The following is a 16,165-nucleotide window of genomic DNA, read 5'->3' on the forward strand; positions in this document are numbered from 1 at the left end:
GCCCTATTCCCAATCTTTATCTTTTGCCAAAGGTAATTTTTGCCAATAATCTAGCTTGTTGGTCTGACGTGCTCTGGCAATCGCCATGGCGTGCTGGGGCACATCACTGGTGACCGTTGAACCTGCCGCAATAAACGAATGATCGGCAATGTTCACTGGTGCGATAACGTTTGAATTGCTACCCAAGAATACATGGTCCCCCACGGTGGTATGGAATTTTTTAACCCCATCATAATTGACGAAGACTACCCCGCAGCCCACATTAATGTCACTGCCCAAGGTCGCATCCCCCACATAAGTTAAATGCCCCACTTTGGTTCTAGGGCCAATGGTGGCTTTTTTGATTTCACAGAAGTTCCCAATGTGCACCGCTTCACCAATGTCTGATTGCGGCCGCAAATGACTGTTAGGCCCAATGTTGCTGCCTTTGTGCATGATAGAATCCTCAATGGTGGAACTAGTAACCACCACATTGTCTTCAATGGTCGAATTGATGATTTTAGAATGCGCGCCAATCACACAACCAGAGCCGATTTTGGTATGGCCTTGCAGCAAGACCCCTGGTTCAACGACAGTATCATTGTCGATTTGCACATCAGTATCAATATAAGTTGCTGCCGGATCGATAATGGTCACGCCATCTCTCATGTGGTTTTCATTGATGCGTCGTTGCATAACCGCGGTAGCTTTTGATAAGGCTAAGCGATCATTGACCCCCATGGATTCTTCAAAATCCGGGATATTATAAGCTGCGATCACACCGCCGCTTTGCCGGATAATTTGAATCACGTCCGTTAAATAATATTCATGTTGGGCATTATCATTGGTAACGTGATGTAGCGCTTCAAACAAGGTCTTATTGTCAAAACAATAGACGCCCGTATTGATTTCTTGAATAGCAACTTCTTCAGAATTCGCGTCTTTTTGTTCCACGATCCGTTCCACATTGCCCAAACTATTGCGGACAATCCGGCCGTAGCCGGTGGGGTCAGGCGCTGTGGCCGTCAAAATCGTGGCCTGCGCTTTTTTTTCAGCGTGAAATTTAAATAGCCGGTCAAAGGTTGCCGCCTGTAATAAAGGGGTATCGCCGTTGACGATCAAAGTCATGCCGTCTTTAGCCCCTAAAATAGGTTCTGCCTGTAAAACGGCATGGCCCGTGCCTAGTTGTTTATCTTGTAAGACGTATTGCGTCCGTTGACCTAAAACTTCTTCCACTTTTTGGGCCCCGTGACCTACAACTGTCACAACTTGCGCTGGATCGATCTGAGAAACCTGTGTTAAAACGTGATCAACCATTGGCTTGCCGCAAACCGGGTGCAGTACTTTATAAAGCTTAGACTTCATCCGTGTCCCTTGCCCAGCCGCCAAAATGATTGTGTATCTATCAGACATCGCTGTTTTCTCCCTTTCGTCTTTCAAAAAAATATATGCTGCAATGTGTGCTTAAAAGTAAACATCCTCAATTATTTTACCTTAATCTGGCCTGTATCTCAATCACGCTTGCCACCTATTTTAGCGCAGCCAAATCGCGTGGCACTTAAAGTTTGCTTTAGCCCTATTCTTGCACACCACTTTGGTTAGGCGTAAGGGCAATAAACTTGGTCTGGGCAAAATAATTGCCTGGAATGGCATGGATGTGCTTATTTTCCGTATCCACATTTTCTACTTGAATCAGTGAGGTGTATTCGGGAATATTGCGGCTGCCTTCAAAATTACTTTCTCCAAAAACGGCAATACCGGCTAGATCAGCATCAAATTCCTTGACCATGCTCACCATCCCATTGATGGTGCCCCCGCCCTTCATGAAATCATCCACCACTAAAACCTGCGCGCCGGGCTTTAAGGTACGCTTGGATAATTCCATCTTTTCGATGCGATTGGACGAACCGGACACATAGTTCACACTGACCGTGGAGCCTTCGGTGATCTTAGAATCCCGCCGAACGATCACAAAGGGTTTATTCAAATAATAAGCGACACTTTGGGCAATCGGAATGCCTTTGGTGGCAATGGTCATCACCACGTCTACCGGTTTTTTAGCATATTGGGCCGCAATTAATTTACCCACTTGTCTTAAGACATTGGGTTCTCCTAAAAGGTCAGACAAATAAACATAACCCCCAGGTAAAAGGCGGTCGGATTCAGAGATGCGTTGACTCATCTCATTTAATACGGATTTGGCGTCATCTTCAGTGACAGTTGGGATGTAACGGACACCACCTGCAGCGCCGGGCACGGTTTCTAAAATACCAGTGCCTTGTCTGGCGAACGTATTGCGGATGATGGTTAGATCTTCACTGATCGAAGATTTGGCTGAGCTGAATTTCTCAGAAAAAAACGTCAATGGCACTAAGGTATGTGGTCGTTCCAGTAAATACCGGGTCATGTCGATCACACGATTACTTCTACGAACTTTCATAAATTCTCCTTTATCTCTTGAGCCTATAAAAAACAGCAATAACTGTTAATATTATACGTGTTCGTTCTCAGAAATCATAGCGTTTTTTCATTTTTTAATGGGATTGTTCGTATTTTAACCACATTCGCTCATTATTCTGCCAAATAGTAAGGCTGACATAAATAAACTTCTTGGCAAAAGCCTCGCATGCTGTTCAAAACATGCTTCGCGCGGCTTTCACTGGCACACAAGCCATAAACTGTGGGTCCACTGCCAGACATGGCTGCCCCATCGGCGCCAAACTGCAGCAACTTTTGTTTTAGCCGCAAAATCTCGGGGTATTGCCGGGCGGTAACGGCTTCTAACACATTGCCCATTCCCGCCACCACTTGGTCATAGTTATTTTGGGTCAACCCATTGATCACCAATTGATGGTCCGGGCGCGGTCCCAGATTCTCTAAGGTCACTTGGCGCATCAATTTTCTAGTAGACACCGGAAAATCGGGTTTGACCACCACCACGTAAAAAGTCAAGTTGTTAGCCACCGGGATCACTTCATTGCCTCTGCCCCGGACTTCGGCCACCTGGGACCAGATACAAAATGGCACATCTTCGTCTAAGTCTAATGCTAGATCCACCAACGTTTGCTTGCTGAGTTGCAGATGCCAGAGCTGATTTAACCCCCGCAATACCGCTGCAGCATCACTACTACCGCCCCCCAGACCCGCGGCCACGGGAATATGCTTTTCAATATCGATCTCAGCCCCTTTGGCCACTTGATATTTTTGTTGTAGCAGCCGGGCAGCTTGAAAGGCTAGGTTGCGCTTGCCTGCGGGTACATAGCTTTGGTTGGCGCTTACGATTATTTGCTGGTCGTCACGTACTTTGATACGCACATAGTCAAATAAATTCAGTGTGGTGGAAACCATTTGCCACTGAAAGGCGCCGTCGGGATATTGACCAGTAATATCAACGGCTAGATTCAACTTCGCTGGTGCCATATATCCTGCTTCCATATTCTTCACCAAATTTTTTATTATTGTTATTATTATACCGTATTCCCCCGAGTCAGGCACAGGGGCGGATTTGTTTGGCAAAAGACACAAAAAAAGAGCTTTGAGTAAAAAAATACCCAAAACTCTAACTTAAATTCTAACTGGTTTAAGCTTCATCTTCATCAAAATCAATTTTAATTGATTGTGTTAGTAAATCAGCGTAACTATATGAAACGCGTTCAAATGCGTTTTCCTCTTGATTTAAATCAACGACGAAAACGGCGGGATACGTTTCTTTTAAAATGCCCCGGCGACGTGTAATTTTCTTACGACCTGCTTGTGCGACAACAGTCAGATTGTGTCCGACTTTCCCATCAAGATCGTGTTTGATACTTGCTAATGTAATTGGCATGCACTCACCCCTCGTGAGTTCTAGTATACCACAAAATTGGAAAACATGCTATTTTACCATACTATTAAGCTTTTTTCTAGAAAAAATTCCCAATTATTATATTTTGTATTGATTTTTTAATATAAATCTAAAAAGCGCTTCAAGTTGCCCTAATGATAACGCTTCAGCCCGCACATCCACGGTCACGCCTAGGCTTGTAATACCCGCGGTCATGGTCGCCTTAATGGCAGGTGTTTTACCAAAAAACGACAATAAATTGTTTAATAATCGCTTCCGTCTTTGCTTAAAAACAATTTGAATGAAGCGATTAAATTGGGCTTTTTCAGCTTTGGGAATTATTTCGGTAGTTAAAGGCGTCAAGCTAACAATTGCAGAGTCCACCTTGGGTTGGGGTATAAACGCTGACTTGGGGACTTTAGTCACAATTTGAGCCTGCATGTTCATGGCAATGGCCAAGGTCAAGGACCCGTAGGCCTTATGTCCTGGTGTCGCCACAATCCGTTCGGCCACTTCATATTGCATCATCACAATAATTTGAGCCAGATCCACTTGTGCCTGGACTAATTTCAACAAAATCGGGGTGGTGATGTAATAAGGTAAATTGGCCAAAACCTTGATCGGCTTGGTCACATCAAATTCAGCGGCCAATAAGGCGGGGAGATCTACTTTTAAAATATCCGCATTTTTTACCACCACGTTGGGATAAGCCTGTAATGTATCCGCTAGAATCGGGATCAGGCGCTGGTCGATCTCTAAAGCCACGACTTTACCGGCCTTTTGCGCCAATAATTCCGTCAAAGCTCCAATACCAGGGCCAATTTCAATGACTTGATCAGCCGCACTTAGGTCAGCGGCCGCCACCATATCTTGTAAAAGTCCAGGATTGGTCAAGAAATTTTGACCCAAGCTCTTTTTAAACGTAAATCCATGGGCTTGCAGGATTTCACGGGTTCTTTCTGGGGAACTAATTAGTTCTGTCATTGCTTTATCTGCCTTTCGTTGACTTGTACTAGGGCCTGTTCAAATTGGGTCCGGGAAATCTGAAAAGCAGCCAGCCGTTTCAGTAATTGTTTCCCATTTACTTTACCAATATGCAGGCTATCCCCTAGCCAAATACGACGTTGCCGCGCATTAGGGCCGACGATCAAACCAGCGGCAATTAAGTCTTTTTGGGTGATCTCCGGTGCAAATGGCTTGTTTTTGGCAGTGGTGTAAGCACTGGCCAAAGCCGCCGCAATAGCGGCATTAGACGCATGCTCCACCCCCAAGGTCCCTTTAGCTTTAGGAACGGCCGAAGAAGCCGGCAAAAAAGCCTGTTCCACCTCGGGAATGGCCGCCATGATGGTCTTACGAATTTTCTCACCAGGCTGGTCTGGATCTGTAAAGACAATCACCCCTCGGGTAACTTGTGCCTGTTTAATAAGGGCTAAGGTGGCTGCATCAATGGCTGACCCATTGGTTTCAATCGTATCGATTTGGGGGTCAAACTGCTGCAAGCGTTTGGTATCGTCTTTGCCCTCTACCACGATCATTTCTGGAATACGCTTTGCCTTACTCATCAGTTAAACCAAATACCTTTCGTGCATTGTCATAAGTGACTTGGGCGATATGTACTGGTGTCGTCTGGCGTAATTCAGCTAATTTTTGCACCACATAATAGGTATAGCCTGGTTCATTAGGCTTGCCCCGGTAAGGTACTGGGGTCAAGTAAGGGGCATCGGTTTCCACCAATAACCGGTCATCAGGGATGATCTTAGCGGCGGCCTGAATTTCAGGGGCATTCTTAAAAGTAACCATGCCACTGAAGGATACATACATCCCCAAATCCAAGAACCGGTTCGCCCAAGTCTCATCCCCCGTGAAGCTGTGCATGATGCCGCCAAAATGTTGAATTTGACTGGCCTTTAAAATTTTATAGGTATCTTCAAAAGCATCCCGCGTGTGGATGGAAACTGGCTTTTGTAAATCATTGGCAATTTCTAATTGGCGGGCAAAAACCTGCCGTTCCACATCTTGAGGTGACGTATTCCAATGATAATCTAGCCCAATTTCCCCTAGGGCCACTACTTTAGGATGATGCAGCTGGGTCATTAAAATCGCTTCAGCTTCTGGGGTGAAATCTTTAGAGAACTCCGGATGCCAACCCACAATCGCATATAAATTGGCAAACCGTTGTGCCAAATCAATGGCCCCTTGGTTAAAATCAGTATCCGACCCCACAATGGCCATATTCACCACGTGTAGTGCCTTAGCATGGGCTACAAATTCAGCCTCATGGCCGGCATAATGAGGGTCATTTAAATGGGTATGGGAATCAAAAATTTTCATGGTCATTAACCTACATCGGCCCCGTTTTCATGATTATCCCCCACAAAAATCAATTGGATCTTACCACCATGTTCTGAGGACAGTAACATCCCTTGGCTGACTTCACCTTTGAGTTTGCGTGGTTTCAGATTGGTGACTGCTAATACTTTCTTACCCACAAGTTCTTTATAGTTCGGGTAAAATTCTGCAATCCCAGACAAGATCTGCCGGTGACCTTCATCGCCAGCGTCCAATTCAAATTTCAATAGCTTATCGGCATTTTCAACTTTGTCCACATTGATGATTTCTGCAACTCGGATTTCACTCTTGTCAAAGGTCTCAAAGTTGATTTCTTTTTTATGATTGATCAATTCGGTCTTAGTGGGGTCATAAATATTATTGTTGGCTTTAGACGCATTTTGTTCTTTGGTCATTTCTGCTTTGATATAAGCCACTTCTTCGTCAGTATCCAGCCGTGGGAAGATAGGTTCCCCCTTAGCGACAACAGTGGTGTCAGCTGGGAATACCCCAAAAGTTAAGTCTTGATCCACATCCGAGTTGAAGTCCAAACCCAATTGGGCAAACATTTCTTTAGGGGCGTTGGGCATGACTGGTTGGATCATCAAAGCCGTTACCCGCAAAGATTCGGCCAAATGTGCCAAAACACTGTCCAATTCAGCTTTTTTACTATCATCCTTGGCCAAAATCCAAGGCGCAGTTTCATCAATATACTTATTGGACCGGGAAATTAATTGCCAAACCTCATCCAAGGCGTTGGAGAACTTAAATTCATCCATCGCTTGCATGTATTTAGTAATCGTGGTTTTAGCCACTTGTTCTAAGTCCGCATCAAATTCTGGATTGACGTTTTCATGGAAGGCAGGTACTGCCCCAGCGCGATACTTGTTGATCATGGCAATGGTCCGGTTCAATAAATTCCCCAGGTCATTGGCCAGGTCATAATTGATCCGATCCACAAAGTCCTCGGGGGTGAAGACACCATCATTACCAAAAGGAATCGCCCGCATCAAATAATACCGCAAAGCATCCAGACCATAGCGTTCCACTAACATTTCTGGATAGACCACATTCCCCTTAGACTTGGACATTTTCCCGTCTTTCATCAATAACCAACCATGGCCAAAAACTTGTTTAGGTAATGGTAAATCTAAAGCCATCAAAATAATTGGCCAATAAATCGTATGGAAGCGTACGATTTCCTTACCCACAAAATGCACATCAGCTGGCCAGTAACGATCAAATAAACTTTGGTCGTCGCTGCCATAACCTAAAGCCGTAATATAGTTCAATAAAGCATCTACCCAAACATAAACCACGTGCTTAGGATTGCTAGGGATCGGCACCCCCCAATTAAAGCTGGTCCGAGACATGGCTAAATCTTCTAGACCAGGTTTGATGAAGTTATTGATCATTTCCCGTTTGCGGGATTCCGGTTCGATGAAATGGGGATGATCTTCATAATATTGCAACAAGCGATCAGCATATTTGCTCATCTTAAAGAAATAAGACTGTTCCTTCACCAACTGCACTTCGTGGCCAGAAGGGGCCTTGCCGCCAATGACTTTGCCATTGTCATCGCGATAAACTTCGGCTAATTGCGTTTCGGTAAAGTACTCTTCATCAGAAACAGAATACCAACCTTCATATTCCCCTAAATAAACATCGCCTTGGTCGATCAAGCGTTGCACGATTTTTTGAACCGCTTTGACGTGATAATCATCCGTGGTCCGGATGAACTTGTCGTAGGAAATGTCCAGTAATTGCCAGAGTTCTTTGATCCCTTTGGCCATGCCATCCACATATTCCTGTGGCGAAACGTGCAAAGCTTCAGCCTTTTGTTCGATCTTTAGACCATGTTCGTCAGTCCCGGTTAAAAAGAAGACATCATAGCCGCTCAAGCGCTTGTATCGAGCCAGGGTATCGGCGGCGATAGTGGTGTAGGAATTGCCAATGGTCAAACGGCCAGACGGATAGTAAATGGGTGTGGTGATGTAGTATGTGGGCTTTGTTTCCTGCATTATTTAAACCTCTTATAATTGAATTTTTTGATAATCTTGACACGAAAATAATGTAATTAGTATAGCATGATTAACAAGTTCGCTGAACCTTAAAATAAATCTAGTTGCTTTGGCCCTAAACCATGAAACTCGATCCCCAGTAATTGCTGCAAAGCTAGCGCATTATCGGCGGCATCCCCGCCAGAATTGTTATTGAAGATCACACAAACTTCTTGGGCAGTTTGCGCCATGGTTTTCACTGCGGTGGCAAACTGCAATAATTCTTGTTGATTGTAGCGGTAAAGGGTACGCTTGCCCCGCCATTGCTTATCCTGGTTCAGCCAACCGGCCATATTGCGGCCATGAAGGCGAAAAAGCCCCAATTTAGGATTGGTCACCGTGGGATAAAAAGGCACACTGTTGACCTTGGTTTGCGGTTCGTCCGCAGCTACCAGGGTAAATTGCAATCGTTGCATCAAAGCCACCATCTCCCCCACATAAAGCTGGTCATACCAAGTGGGATTACGAAACTCAATGGCCACCGGCAGCTTGGGCAATAATTGCCGTACTTGGATCAAATAGCGAATATTGGCCGGGGTAAGCTTAAAAAATGGTGGGAATTGTAACAAAATTGTTTTTAATTTATGGGCCTGAACCAATGGCTTAATCGCCCCCCGATAACGTTGAAAAAGCTGGGCTAATTCCGCCTCGGCTAGCGGTTCTTTATCGTGCTGGGTCATGGCGCTGGTGGCTTTGACAATAAACTGAAAACCAGCCGGGACCGCATCGGCCCACTTTTGTACCTGGGCGGGAGTCTTCAAGCCATAAAATAAACTGTCAATTTCTACAGTGGGGAAAAATCCCGCATAATCCACCAGGGTCAACTGCTTTTTCTCAGGCAGCAAGCTTTGGTGCTCGCTCCAAGTGGTCAAACCGATGGTGATCATTAAATCAGCCCCTTTTCCTTAGCCATGGTCTTGAAATACCCATGGTGTTTCAAATCCTGGGCCAAGTCGGCCATGGAAAATTCATGGTAGAATGCCCGATAATGATCATCGGCTAAGGTGAATAAATCCGTTAAAGATGTGGCCATATCGCTGGCCATATCTGGGTCTAAGGCATTGGCCGTGACATCTCCGGTGATAAAGCGGGCATAACTTAAGATGGGCGGGATCGTGAGGTCATAAAGATCCCCCACGTTAATTTCCGCTAGCTTCTTGGTCAATGTATAGCCGCCATTTTTGCCCACGGTGCCTTTGATATACCCCTTCTTATGTAAGAGGGAAAGTGTGTTGCGAATCACCACCGCATTGACTGCCATTAAATCGGCAAGCTGGGCACTGGTAACTTTCTCGGGCTGCTTGGCTTGAAGATACAACAAACTATGAACTGCCACTGAAAAATCTAATCGCATTACTTTCACCTCCTTTTTACTTGACACTATTGTACGTTGAAGGTCACCAATTCATCCCCAACAAAGTTGGTCTGAAATATATGTTGTTCCTTGGCGATCATATATGGATAGACTGCCTTTAAATCAGCAATCACCCCATAGTTTTCTTTGGCCATGGCCCAATCCAAAGGAAAAAGATTTAACAAACCTTCCCGCATACTTACCGGTACTTTTAGTGGGTAGTCTGGGGCCAGGTATGCGGTGTACAGATAAATCCGATTTTGGTAAACGCCGGCTACCGACCATTCCATATAACCATTATCCGTTAAAGTATAAGCGGTTTTTGGAATCTGAGTCTCCTCTAAAATCTCCCGTTTAATCCCAGCTTGGGGGGTCTCACCGGGTTCGATTTTACCGCCGATACCGTTCCACTGACCAATGTATGGCTTGTTATAACGGTTAAGCAGTAAGACTTCGTTGCCCTGGATAATCAAAGCCAGGGTCAATTGGCGTTGGGCCATAGCACACCTCACATTCTTAAGCTTTGATGATAATATAATTATAAAGCCATCTGGCCTTAGGATAAAGCCCCATTTCAGGATTCACCGAACGCTAACCTGGCTGGCTTAGCGCCGGCGATGCTTCATGACAGTCACAAAATGTAAAATCCCCGCTAATAACACAAAGAAGATTAAAACAAATGACCCCCAATTCACAAAGAAGTTTTGTAACGGGAGCACTTGTCGAAAAGCCCCCTGTAAGGCCATGGTGATCAAGGCCATCACCGCAATCATCAAGAATAATTGAATGTAGCGTTTCAAAGTATTATCGTCCCTTCTGTCCTTGGTCACTAAGCGCTGGCCCCATTTTTCACAGAGGGCGATTTTCTTAGCGGGAATCGTCTTCATCCCAAAAGTGCCGGGCAAAACAACCTCGCCGACTTTGATCACCCCAGCCGCACTCATCACCTTATCTAAAACTCGAAAGGTCCCATCAGTGGCGCCACTGAAGTAATTGTCTAAAGCGCTGATATAACACGTGGTTAAACTTAAGTAATGCTTATTTTTAAAAGGGCCGGGGATGGTGTCGCCATTTTTCTTTTGATACACCAATTTGGGGCGTAAACAATCTAAAAAGTGCTTCATATCCCCAGACACACTGCCCCAATAAGTCGGCGCCGCCAAAATCCAAACATCACTTTCAGCCAATTTGGCAATCAAAGCTTTTAACGTGGGATTGGGGGCGGCGGTATGGGGTTTGATATCATAGTCAGCTAAATATAATAATTCCGTTTCATTGCCTTTGGGGACAGCATTTAACATGGTGGCCAACATCTGACCGGTAAAGCCATCTTTTTTATGGGCCCCTAAAATACCTAATACTTTCACGACAGCATCTCCAATAAACTGTTTATTTGTCGGCGTCTTGTAACGCCTTAATGGTGTTGGCTTGCAGTTGTTTGGAGATCAGGAGAATGTCTTTGTACAAGTCTTTGACATAAGGTCTTAAGTTAGGGGCTTGAATTGAATTGACTACTTTTTCTAATAAAACTGCTTCGCGACCCCGATCGGTCAAACCCAAATGATGTTTATATTTGGCCTGGGCAATTTCTTCAGAGACGTGGAGCCGTTGTTCTAACAAAGCCGCCAATTTCACATCAATGGCATCAATCTTATTGCGTTGTTCTTCTAGCACTAAAACATCATTCCTTTGGTTTCGAATTTTTATCGTTGGTCCAAACAGTTCGTTCGGCCCGCCGTTCTGGGATCACCCAGAGTAAGAACATTAAGCCATCAATGGCAAAAACAGCCAGGGGTTGGAATATCCCCACGATGACTGCAAAGGCTGCCACCCCAATGGAAATCAGGGGTTTATGATAATCTGAGCCTAAACTCTTGCCAATCAGGGAATCATCCCCATTGACTTTGATCAAGCGCCGCACCAAAATCGCCCAGGTCACATTGGCCAATAAGATGACAATGCCATAGGTTAATTCTGGGGCCACTTCATTGATATGACCCTCGATGACCCACGTGGAGGTAAAGGGAAATAAACTCAAGAAGAACATTAAAACCATATTCAACCATAAAACACTACCGGTCACCTTATGGACTAAGGCAAACAGATGGTGGTGATTATTCCAGTAAACAGATAATACGAAAAAGCTAAAGATATAAACCCCAATGGAACCCCGTTCAGCCCAAAGGCTCGCAAAAGTCGGCATATGGGGTGGTTTTAACTCTAATACCATGATGGTAATGATAATGGCGATCACAGCATCTGTAAAAGCTTCAATTCGCTGCTTACTCATAACAATCAACTCCTCTATAGTCTAGCAAAAACGTCTTGGGCATCCCCTTGAATCATTTCTACGGGCATATCAAAGTCTAATTTTTCTTTGTTCACTGCTACTAATTTTGCATTCCGAGAACGGTAATTGATCAAAGCCGCGAAGGGATATACTTTAAATGACGTCCCTACTACAACAATCAAATCAGCAGCTTCAATAGCCTGAACAGCCCCTTCTAAATTTTTCTCAGGGATACCTTCTTGATACAATACAATATTGGGTCTTAAAATACCGCCATCTTCTTGGTGATGGTAGTCCGTTAAATAAGTTTTGTAGTCCACATGCTTACCACAGGTTTGGCAATAAATATCGTACAAGTTCCCGTGAAATTCTACCACGTGTTTAGCCCCAGCCTTGGTATGTAGGCCATCCACGTTTTGGGTAACGATGCTTCCCTTTTCATTAGAAATCACCGCCATCTTTTCATGGATAATATTGGGCTTGGCATTAGGAAAATACATGTTATTTTTAACAAAGTCATAAAAGCTATCAGGATGCTGAATTAAATTTTCATGACTTAGTAAATATTCTGGATTCTGATGGCCGGCATAAAGCCCGCCCTTAGAGCGATAGTCTGGGATACCGGAAGGCGTAGAAACCCCAGCCCCAGTTAAAAAAGTAACGTGTTTGGCCTGTTCAATTGCTTTTTTTAGATCAAACATATAAAAACCTCCATTCTAAAGATGTATAATATAATTATAATTCTATGGGAGGGATCGTTTTGGATAAAAAGCCAGTCATCTATTATCTTAGCTATATCTTTTTCATTCTGGTCATCGCCATTTTAGCGGTAGTGGTCTATCACATGGTCGTGTTATTGTTACAACAAGCGCCAAATGCTTTTGAAATCAGATTTGGCGGCCGCTAATTAACGAATACCAAACTGTACCTTTTCTTGAGCCAACACGGTTTGCAGTGGCTTATCATATAGCGCTTGAAAAGCTTCAGGGCTCATATCTTGTTTGAGGCCTTGAAATAAAAAGGCAGCTTGTTGATCCGTCTTACCCACAGCGATGTAGGCTCGTTGTTTGGTTTTTAAATCCAAATACTCAGAATGTAAAATTTCAATGACTTGATTGACACTTAAACGCAATTGGCGCTGACTAAAAATCGGTGTCAAGACCGCAAATTGGCCATGATTCATAGGCACATAACCCAAGCTATCTAAGATGGCAGCAAACTTGCGAAATAACGCAATCACTGCCCGTCTGAAAGCAAAGGCAGTGTCTATTTTTTTGGCATTTAACGTGTCATACAATCCCTTGGCATAGGGATAACTTTCCGGATACTTCAGCAGTAAGTCATTTTTCAGGTGATCAATATCCCCTTCAAAGAAGACAAACAAGTCTAATAAACTCAGCATGCGAAAAATCAACAACGGATCCTCCGCCTTATTAGGGTCTTCAGCCGGCACACTGGCATAGACCCCGTCTAGAAATTCTTTGGTGATGGTGGCATTGATCAAGCCATGCTTTTGCTGATCGGCTAAAATCACCACGTGGGCCGCACTGTTGTATAATGCCGTGGCAGTGGCCCCAATTTGTTCATCTAATTGGGGATTTTCCGTGGTCAGCGGAAATTGCAGCTGACTAAAGCCCCGGGTGGCCATGAGCATATGCAGCAATTCATGGGACAGCGTGTAGTCCACATTGGTGGTATCAGTCACTTTCACTTCAATGCTGCCATCCTTGTGAATGACTTGTTGGGACTGGTCGTGGAGTAATAATCCACTGGCACTCCCACTCACCGTGACGGTCACCGGGACGTGAAACGCATTTTTGACTTCGGTTAATAAATTAGCCACAGTTTGGCTATAGGGTTCATTGGACATAGGCGTCTACCTCATTTTTTCGAAAAGTTAACGCTTCTAGTATACCATGCAGTGCGGGCAGTATTTAATAACTATAACTGAATATTTGTTATAATAGGAAGAAAGGAGGTAATTTTGATGCATATTTCCGTTCCAACTGAAAATGGCTTCTTAGATGACCGCTATGGTCGCAGAGCCAGTCGCCAGCAAGCCCCAAACGGTCCAGTTTCTTTCCCAATCACCATTTCTGATGTGCCTGCAGGTACAAAAACGCTGGCTTTTACGTTAGTGGACTTTGATGCGATCCCCGTTGGTGGCCTGCCTTGGATTCACTGGATCGGTGCCAATATTCCAGGAGATGTCCGGAAACTCCCTGAAAATGCCAGTCGCTCTGGCGTTATCGATTTTGTTCAAGGGCATAACTCCACCGCCGGGAATGTCATTGGTGAGACAGATCCTGAAATCACCACCCGTTATGCGGATCCGGCGCCACCAGATCAAGACCACGCTTATACCTTAACTTTTTACGCCCTTGATAAAGAATTGCCTTTAAAAGAAGGCTTTTGGATGAATGAGTTGTATCATGCCATGGCCGGTCATATTATTGACGAAGCCAAAATTGATGTGAATTACCGCCAAATCGACTAATTCGAAAGTCTAAGCACCGGGATGCCCTTTGATGAGGGTGTCCCGGTGTTTTTGCTGTCGGATACTAAATATTATTTAGTTAGCCTAAAATAATTGTTGATAAATTAGCTTGAATAAGATAGGCTATCAAATGTAAGGGCTTACTTATCGTAGTGTAACTGTTTTCTAATCCAGATAGTTGCGGCTGTCGCACATTTTAAAAACAGTTATGCCCAAATTTTACAACAGGAGGTAACACATGCAAAAACCGAAAGAACGTCGATTTCTAGGACAACCTTGGGGTTTGTCCACCCTCTTCTTCACTGAAATGTGGGAACGTTTCAGTTATCACGGGATGCGGGCCATCTTATTATTCTACATGTTTTATGAAGTCACCCAAGGGGGCTTGGGCTTAGACAAGACCCTGGCGTCTTCGATCATGGCCATTTATGGGGCCTTGGTATACTTAGCCGCAGTATTGGGCGGCTGGGTGGGCGACCGCCTATTAGGCAGTTTCAAAACTGTGTTAAGTGGTGGGGTCTTGATCATGTTAGGTCATATCGTATTATCCTTTCCCTCTGGCGCCCCCGCATTATTCATTTCCATTGCGTTGATCGTGGTGGGGACTGGGTTTTTAAAACCCAATATCTCCAACATGGTGGGGCTATTGTACGATGAAGGCGACAAGCAACGGGACGTGGGCTTTACCATCTTCGTATTTGGGATCAACTTTGGTTCCTTTGTGGCCCCCATCATTGTGGGGACCCTGGGCCAAACCTATAGCTTCCACGTGGGCTTCTCCTTGGCCGCTATTGGGATGTTCTTTGGCTTGATTCAATATTACCGGGGCCGCAATCATTTAAGCCCCCTGTCCAAAATCCCGGATAATCCCATCACGCCACCAGAAGCCAAGCGCTTGCGCATTTTTTTGGCCATCGGCTTAATTGGCTTAGGGGCTATCTTAGTGGGCTTACATATCATGGGTCGCTTAAATATCCACGCCATCATCTCGTTGATCACCGTGATTGCCTTAGCGCTACCGTTTTATTACTTCACCACCATGCTCACCAGTAAAAAAGTCACGCCGAAAGAAAAGAAACACGTCTTAGCCTATATTCCGATTTTCATTGCCATTGTTATTTTCTGGGCCATTCAAGAATCTGGCTCAGTAGTTTTAACCTTATTTGCTGAGGATCGCACCATTTTACACATTGGTGCTTTGAAATTGCAATCTTCTAACTTCCAAGCGTTGAACCCCCTATTTATCACCCTGTTAATGCCCGGGTTTAGTTGGCTAATCCAGCACTGGAAACGCCAGCCTTCTTCTGGAGGTAAATTTGCCATTGGTTTAGTGCTAGCCGGCTGTTCTTATTTATTCATGGCCTTACCAGGCTTGATCCATGGCACCGATGGCCGGGTCAGTCCTTTTTGGCTAATTGGCTCAGCTTTGATCGTGGAAATCGCCGAATGTTTCATCTCTCCGATCGGCCTGTCCACCACCACCAAATTAGCCCCGGCCACCTATAGGTCCCAAATGATGAGTATGTGGTTCTTAGCCGATGCTTGTGGTCAAGCTTTTAATTCCCAGTTAGTGAAATATTATACCCCGGCTACCGAAGTTAACTACTTCTTGGCCATTGGTAGTTTCAGTGTAGTGGCCGGTTTGGTCTTGGTTTTATTCGTGCCGAAAATCAAACGTTTAATGGACGACATTGCCGGTGTGGCGGCTTAAATCAACTTTGTCAGCGACCGCCAGTAAGGGTTCCGCCTATATCGCATTAGCCACGCTGATTATGACTGTTAGAAGTGTCGCAATTGTGATACGATGAACTTAATTAGTTGCTATTATCTTTAA

At 44.7% G+C, this 16,165-nt stretch carries 19 protein-coding genes; 3 read left to right on the forward strand and 16 right to left on the reverse strand.

Annotated features, from left to right (window positions below; all coding sequences use genetic code 11):
- Positions 1–3: 3 nt before the first annotated feature.
- From glmU to FC83_RS12780, 15 genes are all read right to left on the reverse strand, one after another.
- The gene (gene glmU / locus FC83_RS12710; RefSeq protein ID WP_035452008.1) at positions 4–1,392 is read right to left on the reverse strand and encodes a bifunctional UDP-N-acetylglucosamine diphosphorylase/glucosamine-1-phosphate N-acetyltransferase GlmU; all 1,389 of its coding nucleotides are present in this window, start codon (positions 1,390–1,392) and stop codon (positions 4–6) included.
- Positions 1,393–1,555: 163 nt separating this feature from the next.
- A complete protein-coding gene (gene purR, locus FC83_RS12715) occupies positions 1,556–2,419 on the reverse strand; it encodes a pur operon repressor (protein ID WP_052004560.1) in 864 nt (287 codons plus the stop codon).
- A gap of 131 nt (positions 2,420–2,550) precedes the next feature.
- Positions 2,551–3,399, reverse strand: a complete 849-nt coding sequence (gene ispE, locus FC83_RS12720) for a 4-(cytidine 5'-diphospho)-2-C-methyl-D-erythritol kinase (RefSeq protein ID WP_236700840.1) — start codon at positions 3,397–3,399, stop codon at positions 2,551–2,553.
- A 160-nt stretch (positions 3,400–3,559) separates the two neighbouring features.
- Positions 3,560–3,805, reverse strand: coding sequence for a Veg family protein (locus FC83_RS12725; protein WP_035452006.1), 246 nt, complete (start codon positions 3,803–3,805; stop codon positions 3,560–3,562).
- A 96-nt stretch (positions 3,806–3,901) separates the two neighbouring features.
- Positions 3,902–4,786 carry a 16S rRNA (adenine(1518)-N(6)/adenine(1519)-N(6))-dimethyltransferase RsmA gene (rsmA, locus tag FC83_RS12730; protein ID WP_057002848.1) on the reverse strand — a complete coding sequence of 295 codons (885 nt, stop codon included), beginning with the start codon at positions 4,784–4,786 and terminating at the stop codon, positions 3,902–3,904.
- On the reverse strand, positions 4,783–5,364 hold the full coding sequence (gene rnmV / locus FC83_RS12735) for a ribonuclease M5 (protein WP_035452004.1): 582 nt from the start codon (positions 5,362–5,364) through the stop codon (positions 4,783–4,785). Before rnmV ends, rsmA begins: the two co-directional genes overlap by 4 nt.
- Entirely contained in the window at positions 5,357–6,133 is a 777-nt protein-coding gene (locus FC83_RS12740; RefSeq protein ID WP_035452092.1) for a TatD family hydrolase, read from the reverse strand. Before FC83_RS12740 ends, rnmV begins: the two co-directional genes overlap by 8 nt.
- A 5-nt stretch (positions 6,134–6,138) precedes the next feature.
- Positions 6,139–8,151, reverse strand: a complete 2,013-nt coding sequence (gene metG / locus FC83_RS12745) for a methionine--tRNA ligase (protein WP_035452001.1) — start codon at positions 8,149–8,151, stop codon at positions 6,139–6,141.
- An 89-nt stretch (positions 8,152–8,240) separates the two neighbouring features.
- Positions 8,241–9,077 carry a DUF72 domain-containing protein gene (locus FC83_RS12750; protein ID WP_035451999.1) on the reverse strand — a complete coding sequence of 279 codons (837 nt, stop codon included), beginning with the start codon at positions 9,075–9,077 and terminating at the stop codon, positions 8,241–8,243.
- Positions 9,077–9,544: an RrF2 family transcriptional regulator gene (locus FC83_RS12755; protein ID WP_035451996.1), complete on the reverse strand. Its 468-nt coding sequence runs from the start codon at positions 9,542–9,544 to the stop codon at positions 9,077–9,079. The genes FC83_RS12750 and FC83_RS12755 overlap by 1 nt, the downstream gene beginning before the upstream one ends.
- Before the next feature lie 26 nt (positions 9,545–9,570).
- The gene (locus FC83_RS12760) at positions 9,571–10,044 is read right to left on the reverse strand and encodes an NUDIX domain-containing protein (protein ID WP_035451994.1); all 474 of its coding nucleotides are present in this window, start codon (positions 10,042–10,044) and stop codon (positions 9,571–9,573) included.
- 105 nt (positions 10,045–10,149) lie between these two features.
- The gene (locus FC83_RS12765) at positions 10,150–10,911 is read right to left on the reverse strand and encodes a flavodoxin family protein (RefSeq protein WP_057002849.1); all 762 of its coding nucleotides are present in this window, start codon (positions 10,909–10,911) and stop codon (positions 10,150–10,152) included.
- 22 nt (positions 10,912–10,933) lie between these two features.
- Positions 10,934–11,218 (reverse strand): chorismate mutase, encoded by a 285-nt coding sequence (locus FC83_RS12770; RefSeq protein WP_035451992.1) that lies wholly within the window; start codon positions 11,216–11,218, stop codon positions 10,934–10,936.
- A gap of 7 nt (positions 11,219–11,225) precedes the next feature.
- Entirely contained in the window at positions 11,226–11,834 is a 609-nt protein-coding gene (locus tag FC83_RS12775) for a TMEM175 family protein (RefSeq protein WP_035451990.1), read from the reverse strand.
- A gap of 14 nt (positions 11,835–11,848) precedes the next feature.
- Positions 11,849–12,535: an NAD-dependent protein deacylase gene (locus FC83_RS12780; protein WP_035451987.1), complete on the reverse strand. Its 687-nt coding sequence runs from the start codon at positions 12,533–12,535 to the stop codon at positions 11,849–11,851.
- A 59-nt stretch (positions 12,536–12,594) separates the two neighbouring features.
- Here FC83_RS12780 and FC83_RS17115 point away from each other — a divergent pair, with 59 nt between their 5' ends.
- A complete protein-coding gene (locus FC83_RS17115) occupies positions 12,595–12,741 on the forward strand; it encodes a hypothetical protein (RefSeq protein ID WP_156405604.1) in 147 nt (48 codons plus the stop codon).
- On the opposite strand, the gene FC83_RS12785 is transcribed toward FC83_RS17115, so the two are convergent.
- Positions 12,742–13,704 carry a hypothetical protein gene (locus FC83_RS12785; RefSeq protein ID WP_035451985.1) on the reverse strand — a complete coding sequence of 321 codons (963 nt, stop codon included), beginning with the start codon at positions 13,702–13,704 and terminating at the stop codon, positions 12,742–12,744.
- 117 nt (positions 13,705–13,821) lie between these two features.
- Between FC83_RS12785 and FC83_RS12790 the strand changes: the two genes are divergently transcribed.
- Both FC83_RS12790 and FC83_RS12795 read left to right on the forward strand, forming a co-directional pair.
- Positions 13,822–14,331, forward strand: a complete 510-nt coding sequence (locus FC83_RS12790; RefSeq protein ID WP_035451983.1) for a YbhB/YbcL family Raf kinase inhibitor-like protein — start codon at positions 13,822–13,824, stop codon at positions 14,329–14,331.
- Between the two features lie 238 nt (positions 14,332–14,569).
- On the forward strand, positions 14,570–16,042 hold the full coding sequence (locus FC83_RS12795) for a peptide MFS transporter (protein ID WP_057002850.1): 1,473 nt from the start codon (positions 14,570–14,572) through the stop codon (positions 16,040–16,042).
- The last annotated feature ends 123 nt before the right edge of the window (positions 16,043–16,165 follow it).

The sequence above is a fragment of the Agrilactobacillus composti DSM 18527 = JCM 14202 genome, assembly GCF_001436375.1.
Classification (GTDB): Bacteria; Bacillota; Bacilli; order Lactobacillales; family Lactobacillaceae; genus Agrilactobacillus; species Agrilactobacillus composti.

Excerpts from the sequence above, each read along its gene's own strand:
- glmU (WP_035452008.1), bottom strand. The coding sequence starts at position 1,392 with ATGTCTGATAGATACACAATCATTTTGGCGGCTGGGCAAGGGACACGG.
- purR (WP_052004560.1), bottom strand. The coding sequence starts at position 2,419 with ATGAAAGTTCGTAGAAGTAATCGTGTGATCGACATGACCCGGTATTTA.
- ispE (WP_236700840.1), bottom strand. The coding sequence starts at position 3,399 with ATGGCACCAGCGAAGTTGAATCTAGCCGTTGATATTACTGGTCAATAT.
- FC83_RS12725 (WP_035452006.1), bottom strand. The coding sequence starts at position 3,805 with ATGCCAATTACATTAGCAAGTATCAAACACGATCTTGATGGGAAAGTC.
- rsmA (WP_057002848.1), bottom strand. The coding sequence starts at position 4,786 with ATGACAGAACTAATTAGTTCCCCAGAAAGAACCCGTGAAATCCTGCAA.
- rnmV (WP_035452004.1), bottom strand. The coding sequence starts at position 5,364 with ATGAGTAAGGCAAAGCGTATTCCAGAAATGATCGTGGTAGAGGGCAAA.
- FC83_RS12740 (WP_035452092.1), bottom strand. The coding sequence starts at position 6,133 with ATGAAAATTTTTGATTCCCATACCCATTTAAATGACCCTCATTATGCC.
- metG (WP_035452001.1), bottom strand. The coding sequence starts at position 8,151 with ATGCAGGAAACAAAGCCCACATACTACATCACCACACCCATTTACTAT.
- FC83_RS12750 (WP_035451999.1), bottom strand. The coding sequence starts at position 9,077 with ATGATCACCATCGGTTTGACCACTTGGAGCGAGCACCAAAGCTTGCTG.
- FC83_RS12755 (WP_035451996.1), bottom strand. The coding sequence starts at position 9,544 with ATGCGATTAGATTTTTCAGTGGCAGTTCATAGTTTGTTGTATCTTCAA.
- FC83_RS12760 (WP_035451994.1), bottom strand. The coding sequence starts at position 10,044 with ATGGCCCAACGCCAATTGACCCTGGCTTTGATTATCCAGGGCAACGAA.
- FC83_RS12775 (WP_035451990.1), bottom strand. The coding sequence starts at position 11,834 with ATGAGTAAGCAGCGAATTGAAGCTTTTACAGATGCTGTGATCGCCATT.
- FC83_RS12780 (WP_035451987.1), bottom strand. The coding sequence starts at position 12,535 with ATGTTTGATCTAAAAAAAGCAATTGAACAGGCCAAACACGTTACTTTT.
- FC83_RS12785 (WP_035451985.1), bottom strand. The coding sequence starts at position 13,704 with ATGTCCAATGAACCCTATAGCCAAACTGTGGCTAATTTATTAACCGAA.
- FC83_RS12790 (WP_035451983.1), top strand. The coding sequence starts at position 13,822 with ATGCATATTTCCGTTCCAACTGAAAATGGCTTCTTAGATGACCGCTAT.
- FC83_RS12795 (WP_057002850.1), top strand. The coding sequence starts at position 14,570 with ATGCAAAAACCGAAAGAACGTCGATTTCTAGGACAACCTTGGGGTTTG.